The organism is Rathayibacter sp. VKM Ac-2760, from assembly GCF_009834185.1.
In the GTDB taxonomy this organism is placed as follows: domain Bacteria; phylum Actinomycetota; class Actinomycetes; order Actinomycetales; family Microbacteriaceae; genus Rathayibacter.
This window is the reverse complement of record NZ_CP047173.1, coordinates 12,130-32,817: the sequence shown is the minus strand read 5'-3', so window position 1 is coordinate 32,817 and position 20,688 is coordinate 12,130. Positions and strand designations below refer to the sequence as shown.

Sequence of the window (20,688 nt, the reverse complement as noted above, 5' to 3'; positions counted from 1 at the left end):
ACAACCGTCCCCGGGGAATCCCCGATGAAAGGAACCGTCATGTCCCGCTACCTCCTCCCCAAGGCCGTCGCCGGAGTCGTCCTGATCGCCGGCGTGCTGACCGGCTGCGCGCCGTCGATCACCACCACGCAGTCCTCGGACTCGACCAGCTCCAGCACCCCGGCGGGCGCAGCCGCACCGTCGACGCTCGCGCCGGCCGGCGCGAGCCTCGCGGGCACTTTCGAGGGCCTCAACGGCAAGAAGGTCTCGGGCACCGCGACGCTCGAGGGCGCGACGCTCGACCTGAGCGGCTTCGCCTCCGACGAGGGCCCCGATCTGCACCTCTACCTCACGAACGGGACCGACGAGAAGGCCGTGAGCGCCGGCGTCGAGCTCGGCGCGGTGGCCTACGACTCCGCCAAGCAGACCTTCACGGTCGACGACGCCGCCGGCTACAGCTACGTCGTCGTCCACTGCGACAAGGCGAAGGCCGTCTTCGGCGCGGCGAAGCTGTCGTGAGTCCGTCCGGACGGCGCTGGGCGGCCGGGACGCTCGGACTCGTGGTCCGCGTCGTCCTGGGCGCCCTGTGGATCAACGAGGGAGTGATCAAGCTCCGCGCAGGGTTCGGCGGCGCGGACATCCTGCTCGTCGCCGACGGAGCCGCGGCCAACCCGCGGGTGCCGGAGTACTTCCAGGTCTTCGCCTCGACGATCCTGCACGGCCAGGCCGGGCTCTTCGGCGTCGTCACCCCGCTGGTCGAGGTCGGCCTGGGCGTGGCACTGGTCGCGGGGATCCTCACCGCACCCGCCGCACTCGCCTCCCTGGCGACCCTGCTGATGTACTGGTCGTCCGATCAGCTGGTCGAGGAGTACCCGGTGATGGCGCTGCTCTCCGGCCTCGTCCTCGCGTTCGCCGCGAGCTGCTCGCGGATCGGCGCCACCGGTGCCCTGATCCGTCTCCTGCGTGCCCGGCACAGCGCCGTCGTCGCCGTGCTCGAACGCCCGGGTCTGCGCCGCTGGCTCTGACCCCGGCGGACCGCGTGCGGGGGCTCGTGAGGACCACATCTCCTCGCGAGCCCCCGCAGCCGTGTCCGACGGAGGCGGGGCTGCTCGACCGCGTCCTGCCGAGCGCACTGGAGGCGGCCGACGCACCGGGTCTACCCTGGCGGAGTCCGCTCGCCGAGCGGTCGAGGAGGAGGAGAACCGTGGTCGACTTCAACGAGCAGATCATCGCGGAGTTCCGCGCCAACGGTGGCACGGTGACGACCGCCGGCTTCGGCCGGAGCCTGGTCCTCGTGCACCACACCGGCGCGCGCTCGGGCGAGGAGCGCATCGCCCCGCTGATGGGCCTGCACCCCTCCCCCGACGTCTGGCTGATCGCCGCCTCCGCCGCCGGCGCCCCGAAGCACCCGGCCTGGTTCCACAATCTCGAGGCTCACCCCGACACCGAGATCGAGACCCCCGACGACGGCACCGTCCCCGTCCGCGCCCGCATCCTCGAGGGCGCCGAGCGCGACGCCGGCTGGGCCCGCTTCACCAGCGCCTCCGACGGCTTCAAGGGCTACGAGCAGAAGACCACCCGCACCATCCCCGTCATCGAACTCACCCGCCGCTGACCCCTCCCGCGAGATGCCACTTGTGCACGCGACACGCCGTGAAAAACGTGCACAAGTGGCATCTCGCGGCGGGCGCCGGCCCGGGTGCACGTCAGCGGAACGGGACGGGAACCGCGTCGGGGGTCGACCAGCGCAGGGCGAGCCGCTCGCGGAAGCCGTCGCGGCGCAGCTCCCCCTCGAGCGCGGCGATGACGATCGGCAGCAGCGCGCGCCGCTCCACCAGAACGTCGAGCGCTACCTCGGAGCCGTCCGTGACGAGCACCGAGCCCACCTCGGGCAGCACCACGATCCACTGACGCCCACCCACCTGCACGTGCCGGTGCGCGCGGAGTCGACGGAGCAGCTCGGGCAGGACCCGCGAGTCGAGGGCACCGACGTCGGCACGGAGAGCGATCATGCGCCGACAGTGCCCGCCGCCGGCATCCGCCCGGTGAACACCCGCCCCTCCGCCGGTGTCGCGGGACCGGCGGTGGAGTGAGAACCGCAGCCGCCCGGAGCACAACCGCCTGGAGCACAGCCGCCCGGAGACGATGAGACCCCCGACCGGATTCCGATCGGGGGTCTCATGCTGGTGCGCGAGGGGGGAGTTGAACCCCCACGCCCTTTCGGGCACACGGACCTGAACCGTGCGCGTCTGCCTATTCCGCCACTCGCGCTCACCAACGGCACCGAAGCACCGACGAGAAAGACTAGCACCCCTCCGCCGCGGCCCGAAACCGCGCCCCCCGATCCGCCGTCCCGCACGCGGCGTCCCCGGCGCGGCCAGCACGCCGAATCAGGCTCGGGGAGGCCGTATCCAGAGCATCCCAGTAACATGCCCGTAGCCGTGCGCGGCGCAGACACGAGATCGGAAGCGGACCGGGCGCGCAGACACCTCGATCCCAACGCGACCGCCGAGAGGCGAAGAAACGGAAGATCGGAAGACTGTGGGCATTCTGGACAACTTCGAGAAGGGACTCGAGCGCGTCGTCAACGGCGCCTTCGCTCGGACCTTCAAGTCGGGTCTGCAGCCGGTCGAGCTCGCTTCCGCCCTCCGCCGCGAGCTGGACACCACCGCGGCCGTCGTCACCCGCGACCGCATCCTCGTCCCCAACCGGTTGACGCTGCGCATGTCGGCCGCCGACCTCGACCGGATGGAGCGGATGGGCGCGACGCTGATCGACGAGCTCACCACCGTCGCGACCGAGCACGCGAAGAAGCAGGGCTTCCGCTTCTCCGGCCCGGTCGACATCTCGCTCGCGGCGGACGAGTCGCTCAGCGACGGCATGGTCGAGGTCGACTCACGGAGCGTCAAGGGCGTCGTCTCGTCCAACCCGGTGCTCGAGATCGACGGCAAGCGCTACCCGGTCACGAAGTCGCGGACCGTCATCGGCCGCGGCAGCGACGCCGACATCACGGTCGACGACTCCGGCACCTCGCGCAAGCACGTCGAGATCCTCTGGGACGGGGTGCGCGCCCAGGTGCACGACCTCGGCTCCACCAACGGCTCGAAGCTCGACGGCAGGCCTGTCACCCAGGCCCCGCTCGCCGCCGGGCAGACCATCTCGATCGGGCGCACGCGGATCGTCTTCCGCGTCGTCCAGGGCGCCGCACCCGCGCGCTCCGACCGCTCGCCGTCCGGCTCGTCCGGTCGCGCCTCCGACGGATTCTGGGACGACAGGCTATGAGCGAGCTCACTCTCTTCCTCCTGCGCATCGCCTTCCTGGCGCTGCTCTGGTTCTTCGTGTTCGGCATCGTCTACGCGCTGCGCTCCGACCTGTTCGGGCAGCGGGTGCGCAAGCTGCCGGCCGGCCAGCAACCCGCGTCGGCACAGGAGGCGGCCCCGTTCGTCACCGCGGCCCAGCCGGTGGTCGCCGCCGCGGCCCCAGCCGCAGCCGCCCCGCAGCCGTCGGCCCCCTCCGCCCGCCGCTCCCGCGAGGAGCGGACCGACTCGGGGGGCGTCGCCACGGTGCACACCGCGCAGCGCCTCGTCATCACCTCGGGCCCGAAGCGCGGCACCGAGCTCGAGCTCAACGGCGAGCCACTCACGATCGGCCGCTCCTCGGAGTCGGCGCTGGTGATCCGCGACGACTACACGTCGACGCACCACGCGCGCCTGCTGATCTGGAACGACGAGTGGATGATCCAGGACCTCGACTCCACGAACGGCACGTTCCTCGACGGCCGCCGGGTCGGCGCACCGACCAAGGTGCCGCTGAACACCCCGGTCAAGGTCGGCACCACCACCTTCGAGCTGCGGCGGTCGTAGCGCGTGGCAGTCGAACCGGACAGCGCCGCGGACTCGGGCGCCACGCGGGAGAGCGCCGCCGTCTCGCACGTCGGACGGATCCGCTCGAACAACCAGGACTCCGGCTACGCGGGCCGGCAGCTCTTCGTGGTCGCCGACGGCATGGGCGGTCACGCGGGCGGCGACGTCGCCTCCTCCATCGCGATCAAGCGCATCGCGCAGGCCGACCGCACCTACGCGTCGACCTACGAGGCCGAGGACGAGCTCAAGCGCACCCTCCTCGCGGCGAACACGATGCTCGCCGACGCCGTCGTCGACCATCCGGAGCTGACCGGGATGGGCACCACCGTCAGCGCCATCGTGCGCGTCGGCGAATCGGTGGCGATCGCGCACATCGGCGACTCCCGCATCTACGTGCTGCGCGACGGCAAGCTCGAGCAGGTCACCACCGACCACACCTTCGTGCAGCGCCTCGTCGACTCGGGCCGCATCACCGAGGAGGAGGCGATGACGCACCCGCGCCGCTCCGTCCTGATGCGGGTCCTCGGCGACGTCCACACGAACCCCGAGATCGACACCCTCACCCTCGAGACCGAGCCGGGCGACCGCTGGCTGATCTGCTCCGACGGCCTCTCCGGCGTCGTTCCGCACGACGAGATCCAGAAGGAGCTCTCGCGCGACGAGACGGCGCAGCAGGTCGCCGACCGCCTGATCCGAGACAGCCTGTCTCACGGTGCTCCGGACAACGTGACGGTCGTCATCCTCGACGTGCCCGACGCCGGCGACACCGCGCAGATCCTCGCGCCGACCGCCGAACCCGTGATCGTCGGCTCCGCGGCCGCGCCGACCCCGATCAGCACGGACGACTCGCAGAACCGGATCCGGATCCCCGGCCTCCGCCTGCACACCCGCGCCCCCGCTGCGCAGGGCCCCACCCACTTCGAGCCCGCCTCCGAGGACTACCTCGACGAGCTGATCGAGGAGGACCGGCGCCGGCACCTGCGCCGGAGGATCACCTGGCTCGTCGGCCTCTCCCTCGTGCTGATCGCCGGCTTCCTCGGCGTGCTGCTCGCCTACGACTGGACCCAGTCGCGCTTCTACGTCGGGACCGACGGCGACACCGTGATCATCTACCAGGGCATCCAGCAGTCGGTCGGCCCGCTCTCGCTCTCGAGCGTCAAGGAGGACACGGGCATCCCCCTCGACTCGCTCCGCGCCTACGACGTCGAGCAGCTCGAGCAGACGATCAGCGCCGACTCCTACGCCGGCGCCGTCGACATCGTCGAGCGCCTGACCGACGCGGAGGGAGCACCGTGACCGCCACCGCGACGACCCCCACCGCCGCACGGGAGCGCCCGCGCTTCCTCCGGCAGCGGCTGCGCAACCTCGAGCTCCTGCTGCTGCTCGGCGCGTGCCTGATCGACGCGTCGGCGATCCTGCTCGTCCAGCTCGGCGCCCTCGGCGCGGTCGACACCACCCTCGTCTCGCTCGGCGCCGGCCTCTCGGGCCTCGTGCTGGTCGTGCATGTGGTGCTGCGCTTCGCGGCACCGGAGGCCGACCCCTTCCTCCTGCCGATCGCCACCGTGCTCAACGGGCTCGGCGTCGCCGAGATCTACCGGATCGACATCGCCGACGGCGCGACCGGCTGGGAGTCGGTCGCGGTCCGGCAGATCATCTGGAGCGGACTCGCGATCGTCGCCGCGGTCGTCGTCCTGCTGGTGATCCGCAACCACCGCGTGCTCTTCCGCTACACCTACGTCGCCGGCTTCGCGGCGATCGTGCTGCTCCTGCTGCCCCTGCTGCCCTTCATCGGCCGCGAGGTCAGCGGAGCGCGCGTCTGGATCGGCATCGGCGACTTCTTCAGCTTCCAGCCCGGTGAGATCGCCAAGATCGCGCTCGCGGTCTTCTTCGCGGGCTACCTCGTCCGCAATCGCGACTCGCTCTCGATGGTCGGCAAGACCTTCCTCAGGGTCCGCTTCCCGCGCCTGCGCGACCTCGGGCCGATCCTCGTGGTCTGGGCCGTCACGATGGGCGTCATCGTCTTCCAGCGCGACCTCGGCACCGCGCTGCTCTACTTCGGCCTCTTCCTCGTCATGCTCTACGTGGCGACCGGCCGCACCGGCTGGGTGCTGATCGGCGTCGGGCTCTTCCTGGGCGGCGCGATCCTGGCGAGCCAGACCCTCGGCTACGTCGGCAACCGCTTCGCCAACTGGCTCGACGCCTTCAGCCCCGACCGCTATGGCGCCGACCCGGGAGGCAGCTACCAGCTCGTGCAGGGCCTGTTCGGCCTCGCCCACGGCGGCCTGCTCGGCACCGGCCTCGGCCAGGGGATGCCCGACATCACGCCGGTCCCGCAGTCGGACTACATCATCGCGAGCCTCGGCGAGGAGCTCGGCCTGGCCGGCCTCTTCGCGATCTTCGGCCTCTACCTGCTGATGGTCTCGCGCGGCTTCCGGATCGGCTTCGCCGGCCAGGACGACTTCGGCCGGCTCCTCGGCGTCGGGCTCTCGTTCGTCATCGCCCTGCAGTGCTTCATCGTCATCGGCGGCGTCACCCGCGTCATCCCGCTCACCGGCCTGACGACTCCGTTCCTCGCGGCCGGCGGCTCGTCGCTCGTGGCGAACTGGATGATCGTCGCCGTCCTGCTCCGCCTGTCCGACACAGTGCGCAATCAGCCGCGTCTGGTGGTGTGACTCCCCGATGAACCGAGAACTCAAGCGCGTGAGCTTCGTCGTCCTGGCGATGTTCGTGGCGCTCTTCGTGTCCACCTCCACCATCCAGGTCCTCCAGGCCGACACCCTCTCCGAGGACTCGCGGAACACCCGGACGCTCTACGAGAGCTTCTCGACCGAGCGCGGGGTCATCCTCGCCGGCGGGGAGCCGATCGCCTCCTCGACACCGTCGGACGACCTCTACAAGTTCCAGCGCCAGTACGCGAACGGCCCGCTCTACTCGGCCGTGACCGGCTACTTCACACTCAACCAGGGCACCACCGGCATCGAGCGCTCGCTCAACGACTACCTCTCCGGCACCTCGAACTCGCAGTTCTTCAACGAGATCGACAACCTCGTCTCGGGCCAGGACCCGAAGGGCGCCTCGGTCGAGCTCTCGATCGACCCCGTCGCGCAGCAGGCCGCGTTCGACGCGCTCGGCGACGACACCGGCGCGGTCGTCGTCACCGAGCCGGCCACCGGCCGCATCCTCGCGATGGTCTCCAAGCCCACCTTCGACCCGACCGCCCTCGCGTCGCACGACACCGACGACGTCCTCGCGGCGTACCGGGCGCTGAACGACGACCCGACGGAGCCGCTGGTCAACCGCGCCATCGGCGGCTCGCTCAACCCGCCCGGCTCCGTCTTCAAGCTCGTCGTCGCCTCCGCCGCCCTCGAGTCCGGCCGGTTCACGCCCGACTCGAGCTTCCCCAACGTGCAGGCGTACACGCTGCCCGGCTCGAGCTCGCAGGTGACCAACTCCGGCGGCGGTCTCTGCGGCTCCGGAGACACCGTCACGCTCGCGACCGCGGTCTCGCTCTCCTGCAACGTGCCGATGGCCGAGATGGGCGTGCAGCTCGGCGCCGCGGCGATCCGCGCGCAGGCCGAGAAGTTCGGCTTCGACACGGAGCTCGAGATCCCGATGTCGGTCGAGGCGAGCACCTACCCGCAGACCACGGACGACGCCCAGACCGCCCTGACGGCGTTCGGGCAGTACGAGGTGCGGGCGACTCCGCTGCAGATCGCGATGGTCTCCGCAGCGATCGCGAACGGCGGCGAGGTGATGCAGCCGAACCTGGTCGACGTCATCCGCTCGCAGGACCTCAGCGTCCTCCAGCGCTTCGAGGAGAAGTCGCTCGGGCGGGCCGTGAGCAAGGAGACGGCGGACGCGGTGAAGGCGATGATGGTCGCCAGCGTCGAGGGCGGCGCGGCGACGAATGCAACAATAGGAGGCGTCACGGTGGCCGGTAAGACCGGCACCGCTGAGAACGGCGGGGACGACCCGTACACCCTCTGGTTCACCGGATTCGCTCCTGCGGACGATCCGCAGTACGCCATCACCGTCCTCGTGGAGGACGGCGGAGGGCTCGGCCAGACCGGGTACGGCAACCTGATCGCCGCACCCATCGCGCAACAGGTACTAGAGGCGGTGCTGAACAAATGAGACCCACATCAGGCCTCACCTTCGGGGGACGCTACGAACTGCAGTCCCGGATCGCCATCGGCGGCATGGGAGAGGTGTGGCAGGCGACGGACCTCGTCATCGGCCGCACCATCGCGATCAAGATCCTCAAGGACGAGTACCTCGGCGACCCCGGGTTCCTCGAGCGCTTCCGCGCCGAGGCCCGGCACGCCGCGCTCGTCAACCACGAGGGCATCGCCAACGTCTACGACTACGGCGAGGAGGACGGCTCCGCCTACCTCGTGATGGAGCTCGTCCCCGGCGAGGCGCTGTCCACGGTCCTCGAGCGCGAGCGCGTGCTGTCGACCGACAAGGTGCTCGACATCGTCGCCCAGACCGCGCTGGCACTGCACGCGGCGCACGCCGCCGGCCTGGTGCACCGCGACGTCAAGCCTGGGAATCTCCTGATCACACCCGACGGCCGGGTCAAGATCACCGACTTCGGCATCGCCCGCATCGCCGACCAGGTGCCGCTCACCGCGACCGGCCAGGTCATGGGCACGGTGCAGTACCTCTCACCGGAGCAGGCGAGCGGCCAGCCCGCCTCGCCGGCGACCGACATCTACTCGCTCGGCATCGTCGCGTACGAGTGCCTCGCGGGGCGCCGGCCGTTCACCGGCGAGTCGCAGGTGGCCATCGCGATGGCCCAGATCAACGACACCCCGCCGGAGCTGCCGGTCACGGTCGCCGAGCCGGTGCGCAACCTCGTCTACTCCTGCATCGCCAAGAAGCCGGTCGACCGCCCGGCGACCGCCGCGCACCTCGCCCGCGCCGCCCAGGCCCTGCGCTCGGGCGACGTCCGCGGTGCAGCGATCGCGGTCCCGGCCGTCGCCGGCGACCTGCCGACCACCCAGGCCACCACCGTGCTCCCGTCCGGCGGCGCCGGCACACAGGCGACGACGATCCTCGGCGCCGGAGCGACGACCGCCCTCGCGGCGAACCCGCCGACCGGAGCCGTCGACGCCCCCGTCGAGACCGAGGAGCCGCGCAAGCGCAGCCCCTGGACCTGGCCGCTCGTCGCGCTGATCGTCATCCTCGCCGTGGTGATCGCCGGCACGATCTTCGCGCTCACCACCGGCGACAGCAGCGAGGCCGAGCCGACCCCCAGCCAGACGCAGAGCCAGACCCCGTCCCAGACACCGTCTCCCTCGCCGACCCCCTCGGCCACGCCGAGCTCGAACACCGCGGTGATCAACTCCGCCGACTACGTCGGCCGTCCGTTCGACGAGGTCGAGGCCGAGCTGACCGCGCTGGGCATGGGCGTGCAGCGCGAGGAGGGATCGAGCGCTCCCAGCTCCGACCAGGTCGGAACGGTCGAGGAGGTGAACCCGACCGCGAACGTGGTCAAGGGCACCACGATCGTCGTCACCACCTACACCGAGGTCGCGGTCCCCGGTGCACCGACCGCCGTCCCGACGGTGACTCCCGCGGCGTCGAGCGTCGAGCCCGGCGAGACCTTCAACGTGACGTGGAGCAACTACAACCAGTGCCCCAGCGGAACCTCCGTGACCGGTTACCGGGTGACCGCCTCCGGTGAGGGCGCGACCGTGACGAGCACCAACCCGTCCACGTCGACCACCGCCACGATCCAGGCCGGCTCGGCCGCGGGAACGATCGACATCACCTACACGGTGCTCTGCGGCGAGCCCGAGTCGCCCGCCTCGCCCACCCTCTCGGTCCCGGTCGAGGCCCCGGCCCCGACGCAGACCCCGTCTCCGTCGCCCACCCCGTCAGCGACGGCCACCCGCGAGCCCACGGAGGGCTGACCCTCCGCGCAGGAGCCGCCCCCGCACCGCTCGCGGTGACGGAGGGCGGCCCCCGTCGTTCAGCGGCGGGTGCCGCGCCGTGCGCCGACGACGAAGGTGATCGCCGCCGCGATCACCCCCGCGCCGGCCGAGATCGCGACCCGCGCCGCCGGGTGCAGATCCGTCCCCACCACGAGCGCGACGCTGACGACGGCGATCGTGACGACGAGGACGATGGAGGCGAGCGCCTGAGGGGTGAGCCGGGACGACGATGCCATGGTGCTCCTTCGGTCGGACTTGTGCGGCTGCCCGAGCCTGCTGCTCGGCAGTGGGGCGATGCCAATACGGGTAGGCGAGCATCCCTCGATTCCGTCACGAGACATCGCTCCTCGGCGCGCACGACCAGGCAGGCGTGGACCCGCAGCAGGGGAGCGACGCACTGATCCGCAGTGCTGCGGCTGGGCGACGCGCCACCCGGCGGACGCCGAGCGCCGGGCTGCCGGGAGGCGCCCGGGTACACTTGCCGTGGCTCCTGCGCGGGCCGTGACACGGAAGTACAGGGCGGGAGCGTGCGCGTGACGGATGAGGGACGCCTGATCGCAGGACGGTATCAGGTCGGGCCCCGGCTCGGACGCGGCGGGATGTCCGAGGTCTACCTCGGCACCGACACCCGTCTCGGCCGCACGGTCGCGATCAAGGAGCTCAAGCTCTCGCTGTCCTCCGACTCCGCCTTCCGGCTGCGCTTCCGGCAGGAGGCGCAGTCCGCCTCGCGCATGTCGCACCCGACCATCGTCCGCGTCTTCGACGCCGGCGAGGAGGTCTCGCTCGACGACAACGGCGCCGAGTCGCGACGCCCCTTCATCGTCATGGAGCACATCGAGGGGCGCCTGCTCAAGGACGTCATCGCCGAGGGCCCCGTCGACGTCGACGAGGCCGTCCGCATCACCGAGGGCATCCTCACCGCGCTCGAGTACTCGCACCGCGCCGGCGTCGTCCACCGCGACATCAAGCCGGGCAACATCATGCTGACCCCGTCGGGCCAGGTGAAGGTGATGGACTTCGGGATCGCCCGCGCCGTCTCCGACTCCGCCGCGACCGTGGCGCAGACGACCGCGATCCTCGGCACCGCCGCCTACTTCTCGCCCGAGCAGGCGAAGGGCGAGCAGGTCGACGCGCGCAGCGACCTCTACTCCGCCGGCATCGTCCTCTTCGAGCTGCTCACCGGACGCGCCCCCTTCCGCGGCGACACCCCGGTCGCCGTCGCCTACCAGCACGTCAGCGAGACGCCGCCGGCACCCAGCTCGATCAACCCCGCCGTCTCGCCCGCGCTCGACGGCGTCGTCGCCAGGGCGCTGTCGAAGGACCGCTACGAGCGTTTCCAGGGCGCAGCGGAGTTCCGCGACGACCTGCGCGACGCCGCCGCCGGCCGCCTGCCCGACCACCGGCCGATCGACGAGCTGACCACCTCGCTCTTCGCCGCTCGGAGCGGCGGCGGGATGAACGACTCGGAGCTCGCCCTGCGCCAGCTCGCCGAGGACAACTCGATCGTGCGCACCCAGCGCCGCCCGCCGGTGCTCTGGATCTGGTCATCGATCGTCGTGCTCGCCGTCATCGTCGCCGCGCTGGTGATCTGGGTGCTCACCCTCCAGCCGACCACCACGCTGCCCTCGCAGTCACGGGAGGTCCCGGCACTCGCGAACACCACCTACGACAGCGCCCAGTCCACGCTCACCGAACTCGATCTGGTCGCCAGCCAGCTCGCCGAGTACAGCGACACCGTCGCAGCGGGCGAGGTCATCCGCACCGACCCCGGCTCGGGGACGATCGTCGCCCCCGAGACCGTCATCCGCGTCTACGTCTCGCAGGGCGCCCAACCGGTGGCCGTCCCCGAGACTGCGGGGACGACGCTGGAGGAGGCGATCGGCGCTCTGACCAGCGCCGGCTTCGCGGAGGGGTCGCAGACCCGGCAGAACTCACCGACCGTTCCGGCTGACGTCGTGCTCTCGAGCACCCCCGCCGGCGGCCAGGAGCAGACGCCGGGGACCAAGATCGACCTCGTCGTCTCCTCCGGTCAGGTCACCCTCCCCGACCTCGTCGGCCAGACACTGAGCACCGCCCTGGCGACGCTCGCCGCTGAGCAGCTCCAGCTCGTCGGAGTCGAGGCGCCGGACGAGACCTGCGAGTCGGTCCGGGCGAACCCGCCGATCACCACGCAATCCCTCGCGCCCGGCGACGTGCCGCAGGGCTCGACCGTCGCGCTCGGCTTCTGCGCCGGCTGACGGAGAGCCGGCTGACGGACAGCCGGATGACGATGCCTAAGCCCGCCGCACGACCCCGGCGAGCGGCGGCGCGAGCCGCAGCACACCGTCGTCCTGCGCTCCCGCCTCCACCGGCGCGCCGACCCGGCCGCGGATGTCGCTCGGAGTGAGCCCCTCGCGGCGCTTGAGCGCCCGGCGGAGGTGGTCGGCCGACGAGAAGCCGGATGCCGCCGCGATGGTCTCGAGCGGCACCTCCCGGGGGCGCCGCCGGAGCAACTCCACCGCGCTCGCCACGCGGGCACGCTCGATCTCGCTCGCCACCGTCGTCCCCGCGTCCTCGAAGAGCCGCTGGAGCGAGCGGGTCGACACGTTGACCGCGTCCGCGACCGCCTCCGGCGTGCACCGCGGTGTGCGGTGCGTCCGGTCGATCACCGTGCGGGCCCGGCCGAGGGTCGCCGCGCGCACGCTGGTCGTCCCGGGCTGGGAGCCGGCCGATGCGAGGAACGCGCTGACGAGCAGCTGCTTGACGACGTGCGCGAAGCTGTCGATCTCCCCCTCCGCCGGCAGCCCCGTCCCCGACTCCGCCGCGAGCGCGAACGCGGTGGTGAAGGCGAAGGCCGCACGCGTCGACCGTGCGTCCGGATCCAGGGAGTAGACGCTCGCGCCGAGGTCGAAGCCGTAGCGCCGCATCTCGTCCGCCCGGATCGAGACCTGCAGCGAGGTGACCGGGGTCGTCGACTCGGTGGTGAAGGTCGTGGTGCCCGGCTGGTAGGCGATCGACCCGGGGCGCAGCAGCGCAGTGCGATCGGGCCCCACGAGCCGGACCACCCCCTCGATCAGGAAGCTGAAGTTGAGGACCGACGTGTCGTCCGCTCCCCAGGTCCCCCGGAGGACTCGCAGCGGGGACGTCGTGAGGAGGACGACGCTGAGATCACCCGCGGTGAAGCCGGACCCGGTCATGCGCGGCATCGTGCCCGGCTTGACCACGATCCTCGGGCCGAGTGCCTCGAGCTCCCGGATTCCGGAATAAGCCCAGGATATCGATTCCACCATGCGATGCCTCGGAGTTCTCTTTTCCACGTCGCCGGTCCCCTAACCGGCGCCTTCCGATTATGCCTGGAGAGCGGCGTGCATCTTCCGCCGCAGTTCCGTCAAATCACGCCACCTGCACGGGGGACCTGACACGACATACCGAGACCGACTCCGCGCCCTGGTGCCGATCGGGGCGAAAGTGCGCGCTCTCATAGCGCGTCGCCGTCGTGGATCGCAGCCACAATGACGGGAAGGACCACCCCCCGTCAGGGTGGCAAACGGGCGGAGGAGCCGGTGTGGCGGGTGCGAGAAAAGCCGGCCGATAAGACCGATCGAATGGCGCAGCGCAAGAAACCGATAAGACGGTCTTCGCGATTGCCCAGGACGACGACTAGTCGCGGACACGAAGTTCCGGCCGGGTGCTCCGGTCGCGTAATGGACACCTCAGCGCACGGACGAAGCCGCCGGGACGCGCGCCGCCTCGATGAGCCAGTTCGCGAGCAGCAGGCGACCCCCCTCGGTGAGGACCGACTCGGGATGGAACTGCACCCCCACCACGGGCGCCGTCCGGTGCCGCAGCGCCATGACGACGCCCTCGGCCGTGCCGGCGATCACGGCGAGCTCCGGCGGCAGGGTCGAGCGCTGGACGGCGAGCGAGTGGTAGCGCATCGCTGTGAAACCCGAGGCGATCCCGGCGAACAGCGCGTCGCCGTCGTGCTCGATCGACGACGTCCGGCCGTGCATCAACTCGGGTGCCTCGCTCACCCGGGCACCGAGGGCGTGCGCGATCACCTGGTGGCCGAGGCAGACTCCGAGGAGCGGCTGGTGCGTCGCGATCGCATGCCGGACGAGGGCGACCGAGGTCGGCACGTCCTCCGGCCGTCCCGGTCCCGGCGACAGCACGATCGCCTCGCTCCCCGTGGCGCGCTCGATCGCCGCCTGCGGGGAGAGCTCCGCCCCCTCGACGACCTCGACCTCCGCCCCCGCCTCTCGGAGGTGGGCGACGAGCGTGAAGACGAAACTGTCGTAGTTGTCCACCACCAGAAGCCGAGTCATCGGGCCGACGACCTCCCCGGCGTCATGAGCCGACGGTGACGTTCTGGTCGAGGACGAGCGACTGCACCCAGGGGAAGACCCACTCGGCGAGCGCCGCGAGCACCGCGACGGCCAGCACGACGACGATGAGCAGGCGGAGCCACCAGGGTCCGGGCAGGACCCGCCACAGTGCTGCGTACACGGTCAGCCCTCCTCGGCGAGCGACGCCGCGATCTCGGCCGGCGCTCCCGCGGAGCGCGGCTGCCACGATTCGAAGACGCCGTAGGCGATGATCCGCTCGGCGGTCGAGTACAGCGGGTTGCAGCTCGTCAGGGTGATCAGCCGGTCACCAGGCACGGCGCCGGTCGTCCAGGGCACCGGATCGATCACCTGCACCTCCGAGGGCTGCACGTACTCGAGGTTGCGGAAGCGGTAGGTGTACCAGCCGTCCGCCGTCTCGATGTAGATGGCGTCGCCGAGCTGCAGCTGGTCGATCAGATGCATGCCGCCGCCGTACGCGCTCCGATGCGCCGCAAGCGCGAAGTTGCCCGTCTCGCCCGGCATCTGCGTGCCGGGGTAGTGGCCGATGCTGCCCTCGTCGAGCACGTTCTCCGCGTCGACGCCCTCGGCGATCGTCCGCACCCAGCCCTCGCCGTAGCGCGGGATGTAGAGATTGCCGAACGAGGTGTCGAGCGCCGCGACCGGGGCGATCACCGGGTCGCCGAACCCGGCGGGAGCGTCGCTCGGAGCCGCCGACGGCTCGGGCGCCGGAGCGGCGTCGCTCCAGGTCTGGCGGAGCTCGGCGGCCTCGGAGGTCTGCTGGCCGGCGATCACCGCGTCGTTCCAATACAGCTGCCAGCCGAGGTAGAGGAGGACGAGCGCTCCCGCAGTGAGGAGCAGCTCCCCCAGGACGCCGAAGAACGTGAGGCGCCGGCGGGGTCGTCGTGCGCGCGATCGCAGCGGGGGCACGGCGGACGACGGGGCAGTCATGCGGAGAGTCTAGGCGCGGGTCGAGGAGCGCGACCGGGGCGGACGGCGCTCTGGCGCGTTCTCGACGGCTCCCCGATCGCCCACGCGAACGTCGGACCGGTCCCGCGCTCCCGGTGGACTCCTGTCTCCCGGTACAGTGGAGAGCATGGCACGAGCGACGAAGAGCCCGAAGCCCGAGCGCGACGAGGCCCGGACCGGTGAGGACGCACCCAACCCGGTGTGGTTCAAGCCCGTGATGTTCGGGTTCATGCTGCTGGGTCTGGCCTGGATCATCGTCTTCTATGTCAGCCAGGGCACCCTGCCGGTCCCCGATCTGGGCAACGCGAACATCCTCATCGGGTTCGGCATCGCCTTCATCGGCTTCCTGATGACCACGCGCTGGCGCTGACCCTCCCCGCATGAACGACGCCCCGTCCGGTCCGCCGACGGGGCGTTCGTCGTCGGTGGCACCGCCGCCGAGTCGGCCGCTGCCGCCCCTCACGTCCTCCGTCGCGCGCCTGCGCGCCGCGGGCTGCGTCTTCGCCGAGGAGGAGGCCGCGCTGCTGCACGAAGCGGCCGGCGACGGCCGAGCGCTGGAGCAGCTCCTGCGGCGACGGGAGGCGGGCGAGCCGCTCGAGCAGATCCTCGGCTGGGTCGCCTTCCGCGGGCTGCGCATCCCGGTCTCCCCCGGCGTCTTCGTCCCCCGGCGGCGCACCGAGGCCGTCGTCGACGCCGCCCTCGCGCTCCTGGCCGGACGCGGGCCCTCGACCGTCCTCGACCTCTGCTGCGGTGTCGGAGCGATCGGGCGCGCCCTGATCGAGGAGCGCGACGGCCTCACCCTCCACGCGGCCGACCTCTCCCCCGCTGCCGTCGCCTGCGCCCGGCGGACTCTGGCGGGACTCGCGTCGGTCCACCAGGGCGACCTGCTCGCCGCCCTCCCCGAGGGGCTCCGGGGCCGGATCGACCTGGTGGTCGTCAACGCGCCCTACGTGCCGACCGCCGCGATCGTCCTGATGCCGCCGGAGGCGCGCCTGCACGAGCCGGCGTCGACCCTCGACGGCGGGAGCGACGGTCTGGGGCTGCACCGACGGATCGCAGCGGAGGTCCTCCCGTGGCTGAGCGGTGACGGCGCGGTCGTGATCGAGACCAGCCGAGAGCAGGCGGAGCGGACGGCGGCGCTCTTCGCGGCGGCGGGATTCAACCCGTCGATCCTCCTCGACGACGAGCTCGACGCCACGGTCGTCTCGGCCCCACGACACCGAACTACACGCGTGTAATTATCCCCAGGTGTTGAAACTCCTGTGGAGAACTCCGCTCACCGCGCCAGGCCGCGGATGCGGAGGGCGATCGGACGCGGATCGGCGGCGGGACGGGGCGGGATCGCCGTTCCGGTCGCCGCCTTCGGCGCCGCTCGGAATCACAACGGCGTAGTTCTCCCCAGTGTTAACAACTCTGTGGATAACTTCGTCCCCAGCTGTGGACAGCTGCTGTGGACAGTGGTGAACGCCCTGTGGACAGCCCCCGGGCCCCTGTCGCGAAGCCTCAGGCCAGGACGTACGCGCCGGCGGTGACCGCGACGAGACCGACGCCGATCAGCCCGACCAGCAGGTTCTGCGTCCGCCGCTGCGACCGCTGCCGGGTGCGGGTGTAGACCAGCCCGATCAGCGCGCCGGCGACGAGACCGCCCACGTGCGCCTGCCACGCCACATTCATCCCGGGCAGGAATCCGATCACGAGGTTGAGGCCGACCAGCACGAGCAGCTGCGAGGCCTGCCCGCCGAGGTGGCGCAGGATCACGAGGTAGGCGCCCATCAGCCCGAAGATCGCGCCAGAGGCGCCGATCACCGGGGTCAGCGGGCTCGACAGCAGGAGGACGCCGACCGAGCCGGCGAAGCCGCTGACCAGGAACAGCGTCAGGTAGCGGCCTCGGCCGAGCATCCGCTCGAGCGCCATGCCGAACACCCACAGCGTGTACATGTTCAGCAGCAGATGGAACGGCACCACGAAGAAGAGGGAGGTGCTGTGCGCGAAGATCGAGGTGATCATCCGCCACGGCTCGAAGCCGGCGCCGAAGCCGGGGAGCGTGTAGGCGGGGAAGTAGGCGATCGCGTTCAGCACCGTGTCGCCGATGAACGGCAGCACCTCGAGGATCCAGACCAGCACGCAGAGCGCGATGATCGCGTAGGTCACCGTCGGCTGGTCGGCCCGCGTCATCGCCCGGACGCGCGAGACCAGCGGTCCGCGCACGCGGGGCGCCTCACTGCGCTGCTGCGCCATGTCGTCGGGGCAGATCACGCCGACCGGGGCCGGGGTCTGGCACTCGCCGCAGATCGTGCGACCGCACCGCTGGCAGCGCACGAAGCTCTGGCGATCGGGGTGGCGGTAGCAGGTGTACGTGCTGCTCGGCGGGACCTGGGTCACGGACGTTCCTCCGGGAGAGAGAACGAGGGCCGGGTCCATCAGGACCCGACCCTCGACTGAGTGGTGGTGAGGCGATCAGACCTCGGTGATCTCGACGCTCTCGATCACGACGTCCTCGAGGGGCTTGTCGCGGCCGTCGGTCGCCACGGCGGACAGCGCGTCGACGACCTTCTTGGACTCGTCGTCGGCGACGGCGCCGAAGATGGTGTGCTTGCCCTGGAGCCAGGTGGTCGGCGCCACGGTGATGAAGAACTGCGAGCCGTTGGTGCCGCGACCCGCCTGCTTGCCGGCGTTGGCCATCGCGAGGATGTAGGGCTGCGTGAAGTCGAGCTCGGAGTTGATCTCGTCGTCGAACTGGTAGCCGGGGCCGCCGATCCCCTGGCCGAGCGGGTCGCCGCCCTGAAGCATGAAGTCGGGGATGATGCGGTGGAAGACGGTGCCGTTGTAGAGCGGCTCCTTCGTCTTCGCACCCGTCGCCGGGTGGGTCCACTCGATGTCGCCGGTCGCGAGACCGACGAAGTTGCGGACCGTCTTCGGCGCGTGATTGCCGTAGAGGTTGACGACGATGTCGCCCTTGGTGGTGTGGAACGTCGCAACTGCGGTGTGCAAAGGCATGGGTGGATTCTCGCACAGCGGGTCTGTAGGGCTCCGCAACACCCGGTGTCAATGCGCTGGGTGCGCGATGCGCGGGCCGCGGGATGAGTGGCAGTATTGAGGCGTTGTTCGCCGCTCGTAGCCGATGGAGGACCAAGTGGGTCTGTCACGTAAGCACAAGAAGGATCTCAAGCGCCTCCGCAAGAACGCCGAGGCGGTCTGGAGTGAGCAGCAGGAGGTGCTGGCGCACGCCGCCTCCGTTCTCGAGAAGAGCCGCCGCCACGCGACCAAGTACGCGAAGAAGGAGGTCGTGCCGGCCGTCAAGGACGCCTACTCGAGCCGGGTGAAGCCCGTCTACGACAACGGTGTGTCCGCGGTCGAGGGCACGTACTCGTCCGCTCGCGACGCCTACAAGCACAAGGTCCTCCCGACCTTCGCCGCCGTCGGCGGGACCGCTGCGGCCGCGTTCGAGGCCGCGAAGGACTCGAAGAACCGCGCGAAGCTCGCCGAGATCTCGAAGGCGCGCTGGGAGGAGCTCACCACTCCCCCGAAGAAGAAGAACAAGGTCGGCACGGTCTTCGCGATCGGCGCCGCCCTCGTCGCGGTCGGCGGCATCGGCTACGCCGTCTGGCAGACCTTCCGTGCCGACGACGAGCTGTGGGTCGCCGAGGACGAGCCGGCCAGCGCCGCGCAGTCGCCGGCGTCGACCGCTTCCTGACGCACGGCCCGAGGCCCGGATCCCGCACCGCGGATCCGGGCCTTCGCCGTGTCCGGGCTTCCCGCACGGCGCGATTAGGCTGCTGAGGTGGACATCCGGGTCGCCGCGTACGGCGTGATCATCGACGGCGAGCGCATGCTCCTCGCCCACTGGAGCCAGGGCCCGTGGGAAGCGTGGACGCTGCCCGGCGGCGGCATCGACGAGGGCGAGTCGCCCGCCGACGCGGCCGTGCGCGAGATCTTCGAGGAGACCGGCTACCACGCGGAGCTCGAGGGACTGATCGGCGTCGACTCGCACGTGATCCCCGCACACCGCCGCAGCGACCCGGAGGCCGGGCCGCTGCACGCCATCCGCGTCGTCTACCGCGCCCGCGTCGTCGGTGGGGAGCTGACCCACGAGGTCGACGGCTCGACCGACGCCGCCGCGTGGTTCCCGCTCGCCGAGGTCGAGGGCCTCGAGCGCGTCGAGCTGATCGACGTCGCCCTGACCATGAACGAGGCCTGGTCGCTGCGCTGAGAGGCCTTGCCACGGCAGGTCTCGATACGCCGCCTCCGGCGACTACTCGACCAGCATGCAGTGCGCCCGCGGCGGCGACCGACATGCAGCGACACCCAGCGGGGTCCATCACGAGCATGCAGCGCCGCACGACGGCGTCCACGACCAGCCCGCAGCGCCGCACGACGGCGTCCACGACCAGCCCGCAGCGCCGCACGACGGCGGTCATGCTGATCGAGTAGCCCGCGCAGCGGGCGTATCGAGATCCCGGCTCCCCAGGAATCGTGCGGTGCCGGCCGGTGTTGTCGTTTCTGTGATCGTCGAGCTCTACACGTCCGCCTTCTGCGGGGCCTGCCATGCGGCCCGCTCGGTCCTCGAGCGCGCCGCCGAGCTCGTCCCGGCGGCCGAGATCCGCGAGTTCGACGTCGCCTTCGCGCCCGCCGCGGCCGAGGCGGCGGACGTCCGCTCCACCCCCACCGTCGTCGTCCGCGACGAGACGGGTCGCGCAGTGTTCCGCGCGGAGGGTGCCCCGTCGCTCCCCCAGGCGCTCTCGGCGCTCGCTCTCGCCGTAGGGTGACCTCGTGCCGCATCGTCGTCGAGTCGCCAGCGTCGCCGTCGTGCTGGCGGCCACGGCCTCGCTGGCGCTGGCCGGCTGCTCGACGCAGCCCGTCTCGGAGGCGACGGTCGGCATCGGCCGCGGTGGCCAGCGCGCCGAGGTGCTGGGCGTGGTCGTCGTCTGCTCGGGAGCCGTCGACGGTCTCGACCTCGCGATCGAGGACACCGCCCCCCTGCTGATCGGCGACCGCGAGCGGCGGATCACCCGCTGGGTCGCCCCCGAGCCTGTGGACGACATCGGCGCCACCGACCTCTCCGGCCGCACCGTCTGGCCGGCCGACCGGGAGATCGAGCGCTTCCCCCTCGGCGTCGATCTCACCCTGGGCGCCTACGCCGTCGGCGGCTCGGTCGTCGGCCGTCCGGTGGTCTTCACCGCCGAGCAGTTCGACACCCTGTCCGTCGGCGAGATCATCGTCGGCGACATCCGCGACGGCACCTCCGAGACCCTCTCCGTCGAGAACTTCCTCGGCCTGGCCTGCCAGCCCCGCTGATCCGCCGCCGGCCCTCGCCACAACGAGTCGCTCATGATCCAGCGGGCTCTGGCATGCTCCGCGCTGCCGGCGTCACAGAGAACGTCACCGTCCCCGTCTGCGCCGAGCTGCTCGGCGATCTGAGGCGCTGCTTCGACGCGCTGACCGCCTATCGCTCCGGGGACGTCCACCCGATCATCGAGACACTCGCCGGCGCCTCCTTCGCCGCGGTGGAGAACGGGCGGCGCCTCGCCACGGAGATCGCGGCGATCGGGGCGCAGTGGGACGCCGAGAGCTGAGGCCTTCGTGCAGAAGCTCGTCGAGGCCGGAGTCCTCACGCAG

25 protein-coding genes and 1 tRNA gene are annotated in these 20,688 nt (G+C 71.2%); 17 read left to right on the top strand and 9 right to left on the bottom strand.

The window, feature by feature from the left end:
• Positions 1-39: 39 nt before the first annotated feature.
• From GSU72_RS00175 to GSU72_RS00165, 3 genes are all read left to right on the top strand, one after another.
• A complete protein-coding gene (locus tag GSU72_RS00175) occupies positions 40-498 on the top strand; it encodes a DM13 domain-containing protein (RefSeq protein ID WP_159982681.1) in 459 nt (152 codons plus the stop codon).
• Positions 495-1,004: a DoxX family membrane protein gene (locus GSU72_RS00170; RefSeq protein WP_208545116.1), complete on the top strand. Its 510-nt coding sequence runs from the start codon at positions 495-497 to the stop codon at positions 1,002-1,004. The genes GSU72_RS00175 and GSU72_RS00170 overlap by 4 nt, the downstream gene beginning before the upstream one ends.
• A 179-nt stretch (positions 1,005-1,183) precedes the next feature.
• The gene (locus GSU72_RS00165) at positions 1,184-1,594 is read left to right on the top strand and encodes a nitroreductase/quinone reductase family protein (RefSeq protein ID WP_159982679.1); all 411 of its coding nucleotides are present in this window, start codon (positions 1,184-1,186) and stop codon (positions 1,592-1,594) included.
• 91 nt (positions 1,595-1,685) lie between these two features.
• Here the strand turns inward: GSU72_RS00165 and GSU72_RS00160 are convergent, their stop codons facing one another.
• Together GSU72_RS00160 and GSU72_RS00155 are read right to left on the bottom strand one after the other, a co-directional pair.
• Positions 1,686-1,991 (bottom strand): hypothetical protein, encoded by a 306-nt coding sequence (locus GSU72_RS00160; protein WP_159982677.1) that lies wholly within the window; start codon positions 1,989-1,991, stop codon positions 1,686-1,688.
• A 172-nt stretch (positions 1,992-2,163) separates the two neighbouring features.
• Positions 2,164-2,250, bottom strand: a tRNA-Leu gene (locus GSU72_RS00155).
• Positions 2,251-2,520: 270 nt separating this feature from the next.
• On the opposite strand from GSU72_RS00155, the gene GSU72_RS00150 reads away from it, so the two are divergent.
• The 6 genes from GSU72_RS00150 to GSU72_RS00125 are packed head-to-tail and all read left to right on the top strand — an operon-like array spanning position 2,521 to position 9,760.
• Positions 2,521-3,261, top strand: a complete 741-nt coding sequence (locus GSU72_RS00150; RefSeq protein WP_159982675.1) for a DUF3662 and FHA domain-containing protein — start codon at positions 2,521-2,523, stop codon at positions 3,259-3,261.
• The gene (locus GSU72_RS00145) at positions 3,258-3,842 is read left to right on the top strand and encodes an FHA domain-containing protein (RefSeq protein WP_159982673.1); all 585 of its coding nucleotides are present in this window, start codon (positions 3,258-3,260) and stop codon (positions 3,840-3,842) included. The genes GSU72_RS00150 and GSU72_RS00145 overlap by 4 nt, the downstream gene beginning before the upstream one ends.
• Before the next feature lie 3 nt (positions 3,843-3,845).
• Positions 3,846-5,138, top strand: a complete 1,293-nt coding sequence (locus GSU72_RS00140) for a Stp1/IreP family PP2C-type Ser/Thr phosphatase (RefSeq protein WP_159982671.1) — start codon at positions 3,846-3,848, stop codon at positions 5,136-5,138.
• Positions 5,135-6,514: an FtsW/RodA/SpoVE family cell cycle protein gene (locus GSU72_RS00135; RefSeq protein ID WP_159982669.1), complete on the top strand. Its 1,380-nt coding sequence runs from the start codon at positions 5,135-5,137 to the stop codon at positions 6,512-6,514. Before GSU72_RS00140 ends, GSU72_RS00135 begins: the two co-directional genes overlap by 4 nt.
• A gap of 7 nt (positions 6,515-6,521) precedes the next feature.
• On the top strand, positions 6,522-7,976 hold the full coding sequence (locus GSU72_RS00130) for a penicillin-binding protein 2 (protein WP_159982667.1): 1,455 nt from the start codon (positions 6,522-6,524) through the stop codon (positions 7,974-7,976).
• Positions 7,973-9,760: a protein kinase gene (locus GSU72_RS00125; RefSeq protein ID WP_159982665.1), complete on the top strand. Its 1,788-nt coding sequence runs from the start codon at positions 7,973-7,975 to the stop codon at positions 9,758-9,760. Before GSU72_RS00130 ends, GSU72_RS00125 begins: the two co-directional genes overlap by 4 nt.
• Positions 9,761-9,819: 59 nt before the next feature.
• On the opposite strand, the gene GSU72_RS00120 is transcribed toward GSU72_RS00125, so the two are convergent.
• On the bottom strand, positions 9,820-10,017 hold the full coding sequence (locus GSU72_RS00120; protein WP_159982663.1) for a hypothetical protein: 198 nt from the start codon (positions 10,015-10,017) through the stop codon (positions 9,820-9,822).
• 297 nt (positions 10,018-10,314) lie between these two features.
• On the opposite strand from GSU72_RS00120, the gene pknB reads away from it, so the two are divergent.
• Entirely contained in the window at positions 10,315-12,018 is a 1,704-nt protein-coding gene (pknB, locus tag GSU72_RS00115; protein WP_159982662.1) for a Stk1 family PASTA domain-containing Ser/Thr kinase, read from the top strand.
• 36 nt (positions 12,019-12,054) lie between these two features.
• Here pknB and GSU72_RS00110 read toward each other — a convergent pair whose 3' ends face one another.
• The 4 genes from GSU72_RS00110 to GSU72_RS00100 form a co-directional block, all read right to left on the bottom strand.
• Positions 12,055-12,957, bottom strand: coding sequence for a helix-turn-helix domain-containing protein (locus tag GSU72_RS00110; RefSeq protein ID WP_159982661.1), 903 nt, complete (start codon positions 12,955-12,957; stop codon positions 12,055-12,057).
• A 516-nt stretch (positions 12,958-13,473) separates the two neighbouring features.
• Positions 13,474-14,085 carry an aminodeoxychorismate/anthranilate synthase component II gene (locus tag GSU72_RS00105; protein WP_159982660.1) on the bottom strand — a complete coding sequence of 204 codons (612 nt, stop codon included), beginning with the start codon at positions 14,083-14,085 and terminating at the stop codon, positions 13,474-13,476.
• 22 nt (positions 14,086-14,107) lie between these two features.
• A complete protein-coding gene (locus GSU72_RS21150; protein ID WP_167306080.1) occupies positions 14,108-14,266 on the bottom strand; it encodes a hypothetical protein in 159 nt (52 codons plus the stop codon).
• Positions 14,267-14,268: 2 nt separating this feature from the next.
• Positions 14,269-15,054 carry a class E sortase gene (locus GSU72_RS00100; protein ID WP_159982659.1) on the bottom strand — a complete coding sequence of 262 codons (786 nt, stop codon included), beginning with the start codon at positions 15,052-15,054 and terminating at the stop codon, positions 14,269-14,271.
• 145 nt (positions 15,055-15,199) lie between these two features.
• Between GSU72_RS00100 and GSU72_RS00095 the strand changes: the two genes are divergently transcribed.
• Together GSU72_RS00095 and GSU72_RS00090 are read left to right on the top strand one after the other, a co-directional pair.
• Entirely contained in the window at positions 15,200-15,442 is a 243-nt protein-coding gene (locus GSU72_RS00095) for a cell division protein CrgA (protein ID WP_123447247.1), read from the top strand.
• A 10-nt stretch (positions 15,443-15,452) separates the two neighbouring features.
• Positions 15,453-16,310, top strand: a complete 858-nt coding sequence (locus GSU72_RS00090) for a putative protein N(5)-glutamine methyltransferase (protein ID WP_159982658.1) — start codon at positions 15,453-15,455, stop codon at positions 16,308-16,310.
• A gap of 265 nt (positions 16,311-16,575) precedes the next feature.
• Here GSU72_RS00090 and GSU72_RS00085 read toward each other — a convergent pair whose 3' ends face one another.
• On the bottom strand, positions 16,576-17,454 hold the full coding sequence (locus GSU72_RS00085; RefSeq protein WP_244255908.1) for a rhomboid family intramembrane serine protease: 879 nt from the start codon (positions 17,452-17,454) through the stop codon (positions 16,576-16,578).
• A gap of 75 nt (positions 17,455-17,529) precedes the next feature.
• Positions 17,530-18,069, bottom strand: a complete 540-nt coding sequence (locus GSU72_RS00080; RefSeq protein WP_123447250.1) for a peptidylprolyl isomerase — start codon at positions 18,067-18,069, stop codon at positions 17,530-17,532.
• A 136-nt stretch (positions 18,070-18,205) separates the two neighbouring features.
• Here GSU72_RS00080 and GSU72_RS00075 point away from each other — a divergent pair, with 136 nt between their 5' ends.
• The 5 genes from GSU72_RS00075 (at position 18,206) to GSU72_RS00055 (ending at position 20,645) form a co-directional block, all read left to right on the top strand.
• Positions 18,206-18,766, top strand: coding sequence for a hypothetical protein (locus GSU72_RS00075; RefSeq protein WP_123706109.1), 561 nt, complete (start codon positions 18,206-18,208; stop codon positions 18,764-18,766).
• Positions 18,767-18,853: 87 nt separating this feature from the next.
• A complete protein-coding gene (locus GSU72_RS00070; protein WP_159982656.1) occupies positions 18,854-19,282 on the top strand; it encodes an NUDIX hydrolase in 429 nt (142 codons plus the stop codon).
• A gap of 268 nt (positions 19,283-19,550) precedes the next feature.
• Positions 19,551-19,838 (top strand): thioredoxin domain-containing protein, encoded by a 288-nt coding sequence (locus GSU72_RS00065; protein WP_244255907.1) that lies wholly within the window; start codon positions 19,551-19,553, stop codon positions 19,836-19,838.
• Positions 19,839-19,842: 4 nt separating this feature from the next.
• Positions 19,843-20,367, top strand: a complete 525-nt coding sequence (locus tag GSU72_RS00060) for a hypothetical protein (protein ID WP_159982653.1) — start codon at positions 19,843-19,845, stop codon at positions 20,365-20,367.
• 53 nt (positions 20,368-20,420) lie between these two features.
• On the top strand, positions 20,421-20,645 hold the full coding sequence (locus tag GSU72_RS00055) for a hypothetical protein (protein WP_159982651.1): 225 nt from the start codon (positions 20,421-20,423) through the stop codon (positions 20,643-20,645).
• The last annotated feature ends 43 nt before the right edge of the window (positions 20,646-20,688 follow it).

Coding starts and splice junctions, on each gene's coding strand:
- GSU72_RS00175 (WP_159982681.1), top strand. CDS start 40: ATGTCCCGCTACCTCCTCCCCAAGGCCGTCGCCGGAGTCGTCCTGATC.
- GSU72_RS00145 (WP_159982673.1), top strand. CDS start 3,258: ATGAGCGAGCTCACTCTCTTCCTCCTGCGCATCGCCTTCCTGGCGCTG.
- GSU72_RS00080 (WP_123447250.1), bottom strand. CDS start 18,069: ATGCCTTTGCACACCGCAGTTGCGACGTTCCACACCACCAAGGGCGAC.
- GSU72_RS00090 (WP_159982658.1), top strand. CDS start 15,453: ATGAACGACGCCCCGTCCGGTCCGCCGACGGGGCGTTCGTCGTCGGTG.
- GSU72_RS00160 (WP_159982677.1), bottom strand. CDS start 1,991: ATGATCGCTCTCCGTGCCGACGTCGGTGCCCTCGACTCGCGGGTCCTG.
- GSU72_RS00125 (WP_159982665.1), top strand. CDS start 7,973: ATGAGACCCACATCAGGCCTCACCTTCGGGGGACGCTACGAACTGCAG.
- GSU72_RS00120 (WP_159982663.1), bottom strand. CDS start 10,017: ATGGCATCGTCGTCCCGGCTCACCCCTCAGGCGCTCGCCTCCATCGTC.
- GSU72_RS00055 (WP_159982651.1), top strand. CDS start 20,421: ATGCTCCGCGCTGCCGGCGTCACAGAGAACGTCACCGTCCCCGTCTGC.
- GSU72_RS00105 (WP_159982660.1), bottom strand. CDS start 14,085: ATGACTCGGCTTCTGGTGGTGGACAACTACGACAGTTTCGTCTTCACG.
- GSU72_RS00130 (WP_159982667.1), top strand. CDS start 6,522: ATGAACCGAGAACTCAAGCGCGTGAGCTTCGTCGTCCTGGCGATGTTC.
- GSU72_RS00095 (WP_123447247.1), top strand. CDS start 15,200: ATGGCACGAGCGACGAAGAGCCCGAAGCCCGAGCGCGACGAGGCCCGG.
- GSU72_RS00100 (WP_159982659.1), bottom strand. CDS start 15,054: ATGACTGCCCCGTCGTCCGCCGTGCCCCCGCTGCGATCGCGCGCACGA.
- GSU72_RS00110 (WP_159982661.1), bottom strand. CDS start 12,957: ATGACCGGGTCCGGCTTCACCGCGGGTGATCTCAGCGTCGTCCTCCTC.